Origin of the sequence: Vibrio sp. 10N.261.51.F11 (assembly GCF_041471665.1) — a bacterium.
Classification (GTDB): domain Bacteria; phylum Pseudomonadota; class Gammaproteobacteria; order Enterobacterales; family Vibrionaceae; genus Vibrio; species Vibrio crassostreae_C.
In genome coordinates, this window is the sequence record NZ_JBFROW010000004.1 from 35,494 (window position 1) to 50,094 (window position 14,601).

General features: G+C 45.3%; 8 protein-coding genes. 5 read left to right on the top strand and 3 right to left on the bottom strand.

The genetic code is table 11. The features are described 5' to 3' along the window. The first annotated feature begins 118 nt into the window (after nucleotides 1–118). On the top strand, nucleotides 119–1,408 hold the full coding sequence (locus tag AB4351_RS01745; RefSeq protein ID WP_065584911.1) for a peptidoglycan DD-metalloendopeptidase family protein: 1,290 nt from the start codon (nucleotides 119–121) through the stop codon (nucleotides 1,406–1,408). A gap of 84 nt (nucleotides 1,409–1,492) precedes the next feature. Here the strand turns inward: AB4351_RS01745 and AB4351_RS01750 are convergent, their stop codons facing one another. The 3 genes from AB4351_RS01750 to erpA all read right to left on the bottom strand — a co-directional run bounded on the left by AB4351_RS01750 (nucleotide 1,493) and on the right by erpA (nucleotide 6,333). After that, the gene (locus tag AB4351_RS01750) at nucleotides 1,493–4,585 is read right to left on the bottom strand and encodes an efflux RND transporter permease subunit (RefSeq protein ID WP_372124923.1); all 3,093 of its coding nucleotides are present in this window, start codon (nucleotides 4,583–4,585) and stop codon (nucleotides 1,493–1,495) included. A 10-nt stretch (nucleotides 4,586–4,595) separates the two neighbouring features. After that, nucleotides 4,596–5,720 carry an efflux RND transporter periplasmic adaptor subunit gene (locus tag AB4351_RS01755; RefSeq protein WP_372124925.1) on the bottom strand — a complete coding sequence of 375 codons (1,125 nt, stop codon included), beginning with the start codon at nucleotides 5,718–5,720 and terminating at the stop codon, nucleotides 4,596–4,598. A 271-nt stretch (nucleotides 5,721–5,991) separates the two neighbouring features. Further along, on the bottom strand, nucleotides 5,992–6,333 hold the full coding sequence (erpA, locus tag AB4351_RS01760) for an iron-sulfur cluster insertion protein ErpA (RefSeq protein ID WP_004734539.1): 342 nt from the start codon (nucleotides 6,331–6,333) through the stop codon (nucleotides 5,992–5,994). 296 nt (nucleotides 6,334–6,629) lie between these two features. Here erpA and hemL point away from each other — a divergent pair, with 296 nt between their 5' ends. The 4 genes from hemL to AB4351_RS01780 all read left to right on the top strand — a co-directional run bounded on the left by hemL (nucleotide 6,630) and on the right by AB4351_RS01780 (nucleotide 14,093). Continuing rightward, the gene (gene hemL / locus AB4351_RS01765; RefSeq protein ID WP_010436060.1) at nucleotides 6,630–7,925 is read left to right on the top strand and encodes a glutamate-1-semialdehyde 2,1-aminomutase; all 1,296 of its coding nucleotides are present in this window, start codon (nucleotides 6,630–6,632) and stop codon (nucleotides 7,923–7,925) included. Between the two features lie 343 nt (nucleotides 7,926–8,268). Continuing rightward, nucleotides 8,269–9,354 (top strand): AI-2E family transporter, encoded by a 1,086-nt coding sequence (locus tag AB4351_RS01770; RefSeq protein ID WP_017059406.1) that lies wholly within the window; start codon nucleotides 8,269–8,271, stop codon nucleotides 9,352–9,354. A 110-nt stretch (nucleotides 9,355–9,464) separates the two neighbouring features. Further along, nucleotides 9,465–10,487, top strand: a complete 1,023-nt coding sequence (rsmC, locus tag AB4351_RS01775) for a 16S rRNA (guanine(1207)-N(2))-methyltransferase RsmC (RefSeq protein ID WP_017066801.1) — start codon at nucleotides 9,465–9,467, stop codon at nucleotides 10,485–10,487. Between the two features lie 216 nt (nucleotides 10,488–10,703). Further along, nucleotides 10,704–14,093, top strand: a complete 3,390-nt coding sequence (locus AB4351_RS01780; RefSeq protein WP_372124927.1) for a response regulator — start codon at nucleotides 10,704–10,706, stop codon at nucleotides 14,091–14,093. Nucleotides 14,094–14,601 lie beyond the last annotated feature (508 nt).

Here is a 14,601-nt window from a genome sequence, read left to right on the forward strand (position 1 = left end):
CCCACAGATTTGGCAAAAATACATTAATTAGACATCTTACTTGAATAGCGATGTATTTTGAAACCAGTTACACTATTCCGTCGTCGATTTTCATAATATTTACAGAACGAACCGGAACATGTTGTCTATTTTTGCACGCCTTCCTATTTTGCACCGGGCTTTTATCGCATTTTTTAGTGCCATAATTTTCGTCGCGATTTTCTTACTCCCCGACGTCAACAGTTTGCGTGACGATTCGGGCGCTTTAGTTGTGGGAAAACATTACCCACTGACTATCAATGCCTCTGCACTTATTAGCTCAAGTGACGCTCCACCGACGGCAGTGCTCAATTGGGAGAAATACACCGTTCGCTCTGGCGAAAGCACCTCTGTTTTATTTGAACGTATTGGCCTCTCATACCGTCTGCTGATCACGCTACTCAATACCAATAATGATATTAAGAAGCAGCTGTCTAACCTAAGACCTGGTGATGTCTTGCAGTTCGGCTTTGATGAAAACAACGACCTTATTCAGTTAAAACGACAACTTAGTGCGTTTGAAAGCTTCAAGATCACTAAATCTGGCGATTCTTTCTCATCAAGTTTCGACAAAAAAGAAGTGGTATACCAATACAATTATGCCGAAGCCAACATCACCTCTAACTTCTGGAACGCTGGCGTCAGCGCAGGTTTAACCGCAAACCAAATTATGGAACTGGCCGGCATCTTCGGTTGGGATATCGACTTTGCGTTAGATATTCGTAAGAACGACAGCTTCAAAATCTTATACCAAGAGAAAGTGGTTGAAGGTGAAGTAGTTGGTCGAGGTAAGATCATGGCAGCCGTATTCAAAAACCAAGGCGATTCATTTACCGCGGTATTGGATGATAAAAGCGGCAACTACTTCGATGAAAATGGTCGTGCGATGAAGAAGGCGTTCTTGCGCTCACCAATTGATTTTCGTCGCGTAACATCGAACTTTAACCCTACCAGGAGACACCCAGTAACCGGTAAGATTCGAGCTCACCGCGGTACTGACTACGCAGCCCCTGTTGGCACGCCTATCTGGGCAGCCGGTGACGGTATTGTTCAGAAGTCAGGTTACAACCAATTCAATGGTAACTACGTGTTCATCCGCCACAGCAACACCTACATCACCAAGTACCTGCACATGAAGCGACGTATGGTGAAAACCGGTCAGCGCGTAAAACAAGGCCAAACCATTGGTACTTTGGGCGGTACAGGCCGTGTGACTGGCCCGCACTTACATTATGAATTCTTGGTTAATGGCGTACATAAAAATGCGCGTACCGTGAAATTGCCTCAATCCAAGTCGTTAACTGGTAAAGCAAAAGCAACCTTTATTGCCAACTCAGAGATTCGATTAAGAAACCTTGAGCGATACGGTCAGTTACTAGCGACTAACTAGGCGTTTGTAGCTTCACTGCAAAATAGAAAAATGCAAAGAGCGCCCATCAAGGCGCTCTTTTTTATGCTCACATACCACAACTAGCTACTGTTTTTCAGGTTTGTTGTTCCGTCCAAGCATTAACAAACAAGGGGTTAATACTAAAGTCAGCACCGTGGCAAACGCCAAACCACCAGCAATAGCGGTCGCAAGCTGTGACCACCATTGTGTACTTGGCGCGCCAAACTCTATCTTTTGATTAATCAGGTCGATGTTCATCTCTAACACCATCGGCATTAAACCTAAGATAGTCGTAACCGTCGTGAGCATTACTGGCCTTAAACGCTGAACACCGGTTCTTAGAATCGCATCTCGCTTGTCCAAGCCTCTTTTGATGAGCTGATTATAAGTATCAATCAACACGATGTTGTTGTTCACGACTATGCCGGCGAGCGCTATTACCCCAATTCCCGACATCACAATGCCAAACGGACGTTGGAAGATCAGTAAGCCAACGAACACGCCAACGGTCGAAAACAATACAGCACTCAGAATCAAAAACGCTTGATAGAAGCTATTGAACTGAGTAATCAGAATCAAAGCCATTACCGCCAAAGCAACCAAGAAAGCACTTTGTAAAAAGGCTGACGAGTTTTCTTGTTCTTCGTTTTGACCACGGATGCGAAATTCCACGCTACTCGGCAGCCCTAGCTCACTCAATGCTTGTTCGATCTTTGGTAGTTCGAGAGCAAGGTTATACCCTTCTTCCATATCCGCCATGATGTTCACCACACGCTTGCCATCAAGGCGTTTAATGGTGTCTTGCTTATGGTCGGGAACGATCTGAGCGAAATTAGTAATAGGTACTAAACCTGCTGGCGTTTTCACCCTAAGCTGGTCGAAGCGCCCGATATCACGCTTATCATTAGGGTAGCGCACCAAGATATCGACCTCTTCTGAAGAGTCATCGGGCAGATAATCACCAATCTTGAGACCATTAGTCACGAATTGAACGGTATTACCCACTAAGGTCGCATCAGCTGCAAAGCGCGCAGCATCGTCGCGGCGAATATCCACCTTCCAATCGATGCCATCTTTACTCGCAGTATCGCTGATATTGGTCAGTGCTTTATTTCCATCAGCCCAACCTCTCACAATTTTTGCAGCCTGATTGAGCTGCTCTGGAGTTCTTGCCGACAGCTCAATCACTAAGTCATTTTCAACCGGAGGCCCAGCATCAGGGAACTTATATTCAATCTCAACACCAGCGTATTGATCGGTTTGTACCTTCAACTCATCAATAATCGCCTTAACGCTGCGTCGATATTGCCAGTCAACAGGCGTAATTGAGATCAAACCAATCTGGTCGTCACCACCAGTACGCGTGTAAACGGTATCGAACTCATCATGATTGAGCATCATCAGTTCAATATCACGCATGATGTCATCCTTTTCTTGGATAGACAGATCCCCATGCGAGCGAACTTTGACATTAAAGAATGGCGGATCAACTTCTGGGAAGAACTCTGCACCTAGACCCGCTTTTGAATAAGTAAAACCAACTGCAACCGCGAGCAGTGCCGCACTGAACAAAATCTTAAAGGGGTGTTTAATCGCTAAAGAAAGCGTGTGGTAGTAAGCCTTGGTTAAACCAGTAGCCTGTGAAAAGTCACCATTATGCAGTGCGACCATTCGAGCTTGGCTTTTAGACGATACGTATTGAGGTTTGCCAATCAAACCGCCCAGCACGGGCACAAACAACAACGCCATGATCAATGATGCAGTTAAAGTCGCGATCAGAGTTAGTGGTAAGAACTTCATAAATTCGCCCGTCACATCAGGCCAAAACAGTAACGGAGCAAATGCGGCTAAGGTTGTGGCAGTCGATGCGGTTATCGGCCACGCCATCCGTTTCGCTGCATCTCGGTAAGCGGCTTTGCGCCCTTCACCCTCTTGCATTCGCCTGTCTGCAAATTCGGTCACCACAATCGCACCGTCTACTAGCATCCCCACCGCCATAATCAGAGAGAACAGCACTACGATGTTGACGGTTAAGCCAAACACCGAAAGAACCAATAACCCGGTTAGGAATGAGCCTGGAATGGAAATACCCACTAACAAAGCGGTACGCACACCAAGAATCGCGATGATAACGATCACCACCAGAATAATGGCGGATAAGATATTGTTTTGCAGATCATTAAGCATGATCTTCACATCTTTAGATTCATCCCAGGTGTATTTGACCAACAGGTTATTTGGCCATTCCGCTTGCTGCTGAGCACCAGCCATTACCGCTTTGACTAGCTCAACGGTTTCGATGATGTTCTCACCTGCACGCTTCTTGATATCCAACACCACCGCAGATTTGCCATCTAAACGAGCAAAACTTTCAGGATCTCGAAACGCTCGACGAACCGTAGCGACATCGCCAAAAGTGACCACCTGCTTGCCATCCACTTTAATAGGCAACTCAAGCACGTCTTTTAAGGAGTTAAATACCGAAGGGACTTTGACAGAAAAACGTCCGTAGCCAGTATCAACAAAACCTGCGGCCACCACTCGATTGTTCAGAGCGATCAGATTATAGATGTCCGCTTGATCTAGGCTGTAACTCTCCATCAACAGCGGATCGACAATGATCTCGACGATGTCATCGCGATCGCCCGCAATATCGACTTCAAGGATCTGACGATAACTTTCGAGCTTATCCCCAAGTTCTCGAGCAATTTGCACTATGGTGCGCTCAGGCACGGTACCAAACAGAACCACAGACAACACCGGCTGCTCAGAAGCGAGGGTAACTTCATTTACAGTCGGCTCATCGCTATCTTCTGGCAATTTGGGCTTAGCCAGATCAACAGCGTCACGAACATAAGCCATCGCTTTAGTAAGATCGACGCCAACATTAAACTCTAACACCACAGAGGCGTGCCCTTCTGCTGCGGTTGCTGTCATCTCTTTTACGCCTTCGATTGACCTAAGCTCTTGCTCAATAGGTCGAACCAATAAACGTTCTGAATCCGTTGGCGAGATCCCTTGATGCCCGACTGAAACGTAGATAATTGGGATGGTGATATCTGGGCTCGATTCTTTGGGTATCGTGATATAGGTAATCACACCTGCGACTAAGATGAGCGCCAAAAGGGAGAGCATTGTTCGAGCACGAGACAAGGCTGCATCAATAATTGAATACATCGGCTATCTCCTACTCTGCAGTTACGTTAGAGAGTTCAGCACCTTGCTCAACAGCAATCACCGAATCACCATCACGAACAAAACCTTGCCCTACCGTGATGATATCGACGCGTTGTCCAAGTCCTGTGAGCCACACTCCATCTTGTTCGGCCTTTACTAGCTGAATGCCTACAAACTTCACCGTTGGTGAGTCATCGACTGAAACCAAGGTTTTGACCCCTAGGTTACCCGCCTCATCCAATGCTAGCATCGCCGGTGTTATCTTTATTGCATCTCTTGTTTCTAGGTTGAGTTTAACTTCGGCACTGACACCTGCTGGTAATAGGCCTTTAGAGTTATCGATTTCTATCTCGATTGGGAAGGTATTAGTAGCAACAGAAGAGATACGAGAAACATAGCGTAAACGGCCTTCCGCTTCTTCTCGCCCTAACAAACGAACCAAAGCAGATTGATTGACTAGCAAATGTTGGATATGACGCTCACTGACATCCGCCTCAATAACCAAAGGATCGAGGTCAATCACGCCAGCAACAGGATCGCCAACACTAACGAAATCACCGAGCTCCACCATCAAATCTTGAACCACACCCGAAAAAGGCGAAGTAATCACAGTATTCTTTAAAGCCAATTCCGCATTGCGCATCATGGCTTTTGCTTCTGTTAATGAAGCCTCAGCTGTGGTGTAGGCGATTTCACCTTGCAGTCCTCTTTTCTTCAGTGACTGGGCCGCTTTGAACTCTTTCTGCTTCAAACGATATAACGCAGATGCTCGCTCTAGTTGAATCTCTAAATCACCCTTATCTATCTGGGCAATGGCTTGTCCTGCTTTAACCATCCCCCCCTTAACAACATTCAATCTGACAATCTTACCCGCGACTTCTGCACCTAGACGAGCATGCCTATCGGGCGCCGTTCTTCCATAGAGATCAATCGTTTTAAAGGTCGGTGATGAGGTGAAGGTTTGAAAGGAAACCTTAGCCAGCGGAATTTCTGTTGCCTTTTTTTCAGGTGACTCTTCTGCTTGCCCTACGCCTAAACCAAGCCAGATCGACAACAACACGACTAGAGTCAGAGAAACCAGCCACGGCTGCTTCAATTTCTGAAAAAGTGGTGAGTTAGAAAATAGAGTGGGCATAACAAATCCTTTTGTCCGATGTCATTCAGGCGCGCTAGTTGGCTTAATAGCGTGATGTGCAACTTCCTTATGCACAAAGGTAACCTTAACAGACCAATCCTCAACGAAGTTGGACGCTATCGACAGTTTAAAAAATATGCCGTGTACTAAAAATGAGAGGAATGCTTTGAAAAGTAATAAGTTACTAAGTAAAAACAAAAACGCCGAACATAAGTTCGGCGTTTGAAATGTATCTAATACAGCTTTGAGCTCAAGCTATTTTCAACTCATGCTATACGCTGAATGATGCGCCACAACCACATGTTGTTGTAGCGTTCGGGTTGTTCACAAAGAAGCGTGCGCCTTCTAGGCCTTCAGTGTAATCAACCATGCCGCCCATTAGGTATTGTAGGCTCATTGGATCAACAACCAGCGTTACACCGCTGTTTACAATTGTAGTGTCGCCATCATTTACTTTTTCATCAAATGTGAAGCCGTATTGGAAACCGCTACAACCACCACCTGTAATGTATACACGCAGTTTTAGTTCTGGGTTTTCTTCTTCAGCAATTAGCGTTTGTACGCGGGTAGCTGCTGCATCAGAAAAAGACAATGGGATATTTACTTCGCTCACGACAACCTCTCTTACCTGTGTCAAAAACAACATGATACAAATCTAATTCGAGACCATAGTTGTTGAGTATTTTCTTATATTCCGGTGATTATCTAATACCTGACTGAAACGTTCAAGTATTCACCACAGGATCGGTCCTTTTACTGTCGTAAACTCGCCAATATCTAACAATTAAAACGTGTAACCACACAAAACAACCAGATTCGGGTGATTATCTGGGCGAAAGCATTCCTAGTTGGATTAGGGATAGGTACAATGCGTGCCAATTGGTCCGACAGTCAAAAGAGGATATATCAATGACCAAATCAGCAGAGCTGTACGAAAAAGCACAGCAAACCATTCCTGGTGGCGTAAACTCTCCAGTTCGTGCATTCAATGGCGTAGGTGGTTCTCCAATCTTCGTTGAACGCGCTGATGGCCCACTTATTTTTGATGCTGATGGTAAAGCGTATATCGATTACGTTGGCTCTTGGGGTCCAATGATCCTTGGTCACAACCACGCGGTTATTCGTGACGCAGTTATTGCAGCAGCTCAACGCGGCCTTAGCTTCGGTGCTCCAACCGAAACTGAAATCAAAATGGCTGAACTGGTATCTGAGATGGTTCCATCAATGGAACAGCTACGTATGGTGAGCTCAGGTACAGAAGCAACAATGAGCGCGATTCGTCTAGCTCGTGGCTTCACTGGTCGTGACAAAATTCTTAAGTTTGAAGGCTGCTACCACGGCCACGCAGACAGCCTACTTGTAAAAGCTGGTTCTGGCGCACTGACTTTAGGTCAACCAAGCTCTCCAGGCGTACCGGCTGATTTTGCGAAACTAACGCTAACAGCAACCTTCAACAATCTAGATTCAGTACGTGAAATCTTCGCAGCAAACAAAGGCGAGATCGCTTGTATCATCGTTGAGCCAGTAGCGGGTAACATGAACTGTATCCCTCCTGTAGAAGGCTTCCACGAAGGTCTACGTGAAATCTGTGATCAAGAAGGTGCATTGCTAATCTTTGATGAAGTAATGACAGGTTTCCGCGTTGCTGAAGGTTGTGCTCAGGCTTACTACAACATCAAGCCAGACCTAACGTGTCTTGGTAAAGTGATTGGCGGCGGCATGCCTGTCGGTGCTTTCGGTGGTCGTAAAGACGTGATGCAATACATCGCACCAACTGGCCCTGTTTACCAAGCGGGTACGCTTTCAGGTAACCCTGTTGCAATGGCTGCTGGCTACGCATGTTTGAACCTTCTACGAGAAGAAGGCAACGAAAAGCGTCTAGCTTCAAAAACTAAGCAGTTGGCAAAAGGCTTCAAGCAACTTGCTGACAAGCACGGCATCCCGATGCTAGTTCATCAAGTTGGCGGTATGTTTGGTTTCTTCTTCACTGACCAAGAAACTGTGACGTGCTACGAAGATGTAACTAAGTGTGATGTAGAACGCTTCAAGCGCTTCTTCCACCTAATGTTAGATCACGGTGTTTACCTTGCACCTTCAGCATTCGAAGCAAGCTTTACTTCTCTTGCTCATGGTTCAAAAGAACTTGATGCAACACTAGAAGCTGCTGACCGCTCTCTTGCGATCATTGCTGCTGAAAGCAAATAATCGAAAGCACTTTATAAGTCGCTAACCGATTGAATTTAGGGCTGCATTAAATGCAGCCCTTTTTATATATCGCGCTCACCAGCCAAAAAATATGACAGCTTATTTAGCCGTCGACTAAGGCTAAAGCTGAACCAAAAGCGATTAACGTTCCCAGAAAAGAAAAACCAACAACATCAAGGTACCAAGGAACATTCTGAACCAAGGGATCTCTTTTTTTGTTTGCTGTTCTTCGTCTTGGCATTTCTTATCTTTATTACAGCATCCCATTATCAAAACTCCTCATTGCTAACTCTCTGTTTTGCAGCCATTATAAACTCAGAACGCAAATATAGAGACCATTACCGTGTCAGAAAAACTCAAAATCAATTCCAGCCACTGGGTGATCATCATTGCCCTACTCGCGGCGGCTTATGCTTGTTACTTGCTTATCGAGCCATACGTTAACTCTATCGTGATGGCCTTTATCATTTCACTATTGATGTTCCCAATCCATGAGTGGCTTGAAAAAAAGCTCCCGAATAAAGAAAACATCGTCTCTCTGCTGTCTTGTATCATACTGACCTTCATTATTGTTATCCCTTTATTGGCAGTATTCGCAGCAATTGTTCAGCAAGGTTCTCTGTTCTCTCAGAATACTTACCAATGGGTGACCCACGGTGGCATTCAGACTCTGTTTGCTCATCCGTTAGTGGTCAAAGCGCTGTCATTTGTGAATAACTACCTGCCTTTCGACAATATTGAGCCCCAAGCCATCGCACAAAAAGTCGGTGAGTTTGCGACAAGCTTTGGTTCTAAGCTAGTTGGTATCAGTGCCAAAATCTTAGGTGACGCGACCAATTTCTTGATGGATTTCTTCTTGATGCTGTTCGTTTTGTTCTTCTTATTAAGAGATCACGACAAAATCATCAGTGTGGTTCGTCATATTCTGCCGCTGTCTCGTAGCCAAGAAGACAAACTTCTAACAGAGATAGAGCAAGTATCTAAATCAGCAGTAATGGGCTCATTCTTAACCGCAATCGCGCAAGGTTTTGCCGGCGGTTTAGGTATGTGGATTGCTGGTTTCCCAGGTCTATTCTGGGGCACAATGATGGGCTTTGCCTCTTTCATCCCAGTAGTGGGTACTGCATTAATCTGGATCCCAGCAGCAACCTACTTGTTCCTAACTGGTGATACCACGTGGGCGATTTTCCTAACGGTTTACTGTGTAGCGATTGTTGGTTCAATTGATAACCTGCTACGTCCGCTGCTGATGCAAGGCAGTGCAGGCATGAATACCCTGATGATCTTCTTCTCACTATTGGGTGGTATTCAACTGTTTGGCCTAATTGGTCTTATCTACGGACCATTGATTTTTGCGATTACCATTGTCCTATTCAACATCTACGATGAAGAGTTTAAGGACTTTTTAAACCAGCAAGACAAGAGTTAACGAACTTGACGTCAACTTGATTGGCGAACCCGTATTAAACACTTCAAGCTTTGGGCGGATTATGCGAAAATCCGCCCTCATTTTTTGCTAACGATTCAACAGAGTGTCCTATGTCAGCTTATATTGCACCAAGCCAGATTGCTCAACGCCAACTCGCCTACTTTGAAGGCAAACATGTTTTAGTTGCCGGTGAGGCAGAAGACTTGTTCCCTGTTGAGTTAGCGAAGCATTGTGAATCTGTCTCTGTGTTTACTTCTAATTACAGCTACTACCGTCAATTAGAAGGCTACAACACCATCCAACGTTTTTATGGTGCGGAGTTTACCGAAGAGACTAAAGCCGACTTAGTGATGTTGTACTGGCCAAAAGCCAAAGCGGAAGCGGAATTTTTGTTGGCGATGCTATTTGCCAAGCTAGGCAAAGATACCGAGATCGTCGTGGTTGGTGAAAACCGTTCAGGCGTGAAAAGCATCGAGAAGATGTTTGCTCCTTACGGCAAAGTTGTTAAATACGATTCAGCGCGTCGTTGCTCTTTCTACTGGGGTCAATGCTTCGAGCAACCACAAGCGTTCAACCTGCAAGACTGGTTTAAGACCTACACGGTTAACATTGGTGAGCAATCACTTACGGTAAAAAGCCTTCCTGGCGTCTTCAGTCACGGTCAATTCGATGTCGGTAGCCAACTTCTGTTGGATACTCTGCCAAAACTAAAAGGCAAGGTACTGGATTTTGGCTGTGGTGCAGGCGTATTGGGCGCGGTGATGGCATCTCGTAACCCAGATATCGAGCTAGAAATGTGCGACATCAGTGCATTTGCCGTGGCATCAAGCCAAGCAACGCTAGAAGCGAATGGTTTAACGGGTAAAGTCTTCGCATCCGATGTCTATTCTGATACTGCAGAAGACTATCAGTTCATCATCAGTAACCCACCATTCCATTCAGGTTTAGACACTAGCTACAGCGCGACTGAGACCTTACTTTCTCAGGCTCCTAAGCATTTGAAGCGTTCTGGTGAGATGATTATTGTTGCGAATAGTTTCTTAAAATACATTCCAATTATTGAACAAGCGTTTGGAAAATGCGCGACTCTAAATAAGACCACTAAATTCGCGATCTATCACGCAAACAAATAACCTCTCTAGCACAGCGCAGGGTCATTATCTGCGCTGTCTGTTCATATTTTTGTCAAAACTCTATAAAAATGAGCTTTTGCACACGCTTTAAATACCACTTACTTGTCAAAGTAAAAAAACTCGTTAATTTCGTTAAATTGGAACCCGTTAATTCTATTCTCTGTACTTGTTTTCGCCCCTTTTAGCAGTACATCAAAGGAAAGTAGTACCCAATTTATGTTTAGATTCTATCGTAAGCAGAAGTTTAAGCGCCTTCAAAATACCCTAATGCTGGCATTTCTTGTCCTCAGTATTACCCCTGTGACACTTATCGCGATATTTTTCCTCCAATCGCACAGTCAGGATCTCCAGGAACAAAGCACCTCACACCTTGTTTCGGTTCGTGATACTAAGCAGCAGCAAATTGTCGATTACCTACAAGCTCAAGAATCCCAAGTGATGGGCTTTGTTCGCTCAGAATTGGCCAATGCCAGTGGCGGGCGATTTTATGGTTTGATCAATGCATTTCAACGATTGGGGTTAGATATTGACGAGGCACGCAGTAATGCACAGCAGCGCTATATTCAAGGCTCTGGCGATCAAATCAAAACGTCGATCCTCCCTGAATCCAGCAGCTTTATTGGCAGCGAGCGTTATCGCCTGCTCCACAAGCGCTACCATAATGCTTACCTAGAACTGCTTAAACGCTCTGATTTTGACGATATTCTCTTAGTTGATATCAACGGTAACGTCGCTTATTCCGTCTTTAAAAATGACGATTACGGCACCAATCTGCTGACAGGAAAATACAAGGACTCCAACCTAGGTATTACCTTTCAACGACTAGCCAAAGACGTAACCGACCGACGCAAATCTAACGAAGATTACACGCCAGTTATCGTTTCTGACTTTAAAGACGAGAATGGCAAACAGACCGCATGGCTAGGCGCACCTATCGTTCAACAAGGCTACCTACACAGTTACGCGATGTTTAGGCTACCAATCAACGGCATTACTAAGTTGATTGCGGATCTCAACAAGAGTTCGAATATTCAAACGCTGCTTGTAGGTGATGATCACCTGCCGCGTAGCCTTGCTCATTCACAAGAATCTATCAACTTGAGCCTTGATGTTGTCGATAAAGCATTGGCTGGCGAAACAGCGGTTGGCACCTTCGACAACACCCTAGATCAAGCGATCATCGCGGCATATACGCCAATTGAACTGAAATACGCAACATGGGCTCTTGTCGTAGAGCTGCCAGAGAAAGAGGCGTTTGCCCGTATTCATCAGTTAGAAAAGATCTTCGTGATCGTGATGCTAACGGCGATCATTCTGGTAGTCGTTGCATCGCACTATCTGTCTAACTTCATCACATCCCCACTGCTTAAACTGACGTGGGCTGCAGAAAAAGTATCGGCGGGTGATCTCGATGAAACCATGATCAATACCGAGCGCAAAGATGAGATAGGCCGACTCGCGGTGAGCTTCGAAAGAATGCAGCGATCTATTCGTGAAAAAATGCAGCTCATCAAAAGCCAAAACGATGAGCTTGAGGACAACCTTAAGACCATTCAAAAGCAAAACGAAGAGTTACAACTGGCCAATAAACTCAAAGATGAGTTCTTAGCGACTACTTCACATGAATTGAGAACACCACTGCATGGCATGGTGGGTATCGCTGAAGCGTTGATATCTGGAGCTAACGGCCCTATTCCTGCTAATCAGAAATATCAGTTGGATATCATCATCAATAGCGGTCAGAGATTGGCGACCTTGGTTGATGATCTGCTTGATTATCACAAGATGCGCTATGGCAGCTTAGATATTAAGAAATCAGCCGTTGATTTGTCGGCAGCCACCAGCTTGGTCCTAGAGTTGTCTCATCACCTATTGGGCAATAAGCCAATCCGTATTATTAACCAAGTCCCAAGTGATTTAGGTCTGGTTTCATCGGATCCTCAACGACTTGAGCAAGTGATGTATAACTTGGTCGGCAATGCCATCAAGTACACCTCAGAAGGTAAAATTGTTATCTCTGCCAGCGTTATCGATGACAACATTCGTGTGCAAGTTGTCGATACTGGCCAAGGTATACCGGCCGAGTACCTTGAGCACATCTTTGAGCCATTGATTCAAGCAGGCCAAGATGCGAGTAACTACCGCCAAGGTGCAGGGCTTGGACTATCGATCAGCCGTCAGTTGATCGAGCTAATGGGCGGTTCACTGTACGTAAGTAGCCAACCAATGCTTGGCACTACGTTTAGCTTTACCCTGCCCCTAGCGACTCAAGGTGAGCTGGACAGTTACAACGAATCCGGCCATTACTTGCACTTCCAAGCGCCTGATTTAATTGATAACAGCCAACAAGAAAACAGTGTTATCAGTGAAAACCCAGATGGCCCGTTATTGGTTATCGCCGATGATGAGCCGGTTAACCTGCGAGTATTAGACAGCTTCTTGAAGTTAGAAGGTTATCGAGTACGTACTGCATGTGATGGCCCTGAAACCATTGAACTGATTGAAAAAGAGAAGCCAGAGCTGCTTCTACTCGACATCATGATGCCAGGAATGAGCGGCTATCAGGTTTGTGAAGCACTGAGAAAGCAATACGATCATGCTCAGTTGCCAATCATCATGCTAACGGCACTCAACCAAGCAGAAGACCGTGTTCGAGGTTTCGAAGCGGGTGCCAATGACTACTTGTCTAAACCGTTCAACAAACAAGAACTGGCGGCTCGAATTACAGCACATCTATCAGCAAGCAAAGCTGAACAGAGACGCCTTGAAAACGATCAACTGCAACTCGAACTCAAACATAGAGCGATGGTTGAAGCTAACTTGTTAGAAACTCAAGGCCGCTTATTAGAGCAGCTAGAATCGGCACCTGAAGCCATCATCTGTATTCGCGATGACCAACGCATTCGTTTTGCTAACGAAGCCGCGGCGAAGCTATTCAGACGCGGACAGGAGCAACTCAAACGCTCAATGGCTGACGAGATCATTGCACCTAAATACCTTAAGGTAGAACAAGCCCACTACTGCGGTGATATTGATATCTATATAGACGATACACGTCAGCGCATACCAAGTGACATCCTTAAGCTGCCTGAAGGCTCAGGGCTCGACACCATGTATATCTTTAATGTAGGTGGTGGTGTTAACTCAAACCGAATCAATAACCTTGAAACGGCGGTTGAGGCTCTCTCTAGTTATGCCTTTGAAGGCGACAAAGATAAGTTACAGCAGCTGAAAGAGCTTGGCGGAGAATTTACTCGTCTTGCTGACAAGGCAACCGGTGAAGGTAAAAACAAGCAAGAGTTAATGCGTGAGGTACTGGTCGATGCGATGACGAATGCCATCATCTACTGGGAATCGGTGACTGGTGAAACCAAGTTTGCTTTCGCCGAGAAGAGTGGCTTGTGGCGCGTCTACTTAGACCGCAGTACGCTGCAAACTCGAACGCTAGACAAATACCTACGCGTAGAAACCCTACCGAAAACGCCTCGCTGGCGAACGGTACTGAGCTCAATCGAATTCATTCTGGAACACTGCAAAGAACAGACGCCAGAAAGAACCCATATTGAGATGCTGAGGGATAAACTTCAGAAACTACTGACCAGTTAAACCCTGAACCAACATCACGATACTTTGAATAATGGAGCCCACCTAGCGTGGGCTTTTTTGTACGCCTTATAATCACAAAAAGTAGAATCCCATCGCTTGCAACGCACTTTTTTTACGCCCTTAAACAAGGAAGAATTCACGCCAATCACGTACAGTGTGAGCTGGTAACCGTCAGTACTTTTCGTTCTATTCTCAATCATATCTGACCGTTATCTGACTCTTTGTTGCAGTTTGAGAAGCGAGTCACAACAGAACGGCAGATTTAATTTTCTAGGGAAATTTAACGTAAAACTGGCAAGTGACCGAGATCTACAATTATACCAACTTAGGGTAAAGCATTATAATAAAAAGCCTTTAAAGTTAGTGACCACTTACAACCTGCAAGAACCTCAAAACCAAATGCGAGTCACATCACCTTAACAATTGCGTACAAAAAACCACCAAAGCAACCTATTTTGACGTTAATGACGTGGGGTTGTGTGTTTTTAACGTTTTTGACGGGAAACGA

Coding starts and splice junctions, on each gene's coding strand:
- rsmC (WP_017066801.1), top strand. CDS start 9,465: ATGTCAGCTTATATTGCACCAAGCCAGATTGCTCAACGCCAACTCGCC.
- AB4351_RS01750 (WP_372124923.1), bottom strand. CDS start 4,585: ATGTATTCAATTATTGATGCAGCCTTGTCTCGTGCTCGAACAATGCTC.
- hemL (WP_010436060.1), top strand. CDS start 6,630: ATGACCAAATCAGCAGAGCTGTACGAAAAAGCACAGCAAACCATTCCT.
- AB4351_RS01745 (WP_065584911.1), top strand. CDS start 119: ATGTTGTCTATTTTTGCACGCCTTCCTATTTTGCACCGGGCTTTTATC.
- AB4351_RS01755 (WP_372124925.1), bottom strand. CDS start 5,720: ATGCCCACTCTATTTTCTAACTCACCACTTTTTCAGAAATTGAAGCAG.
- AB4351_RS01780 (WP_372124927.1), top strand. CDS start 10,704: ATGTTTAGATTCTATCGTAAGCAGAAGTTTAAGCGCCTTCAAAATACC.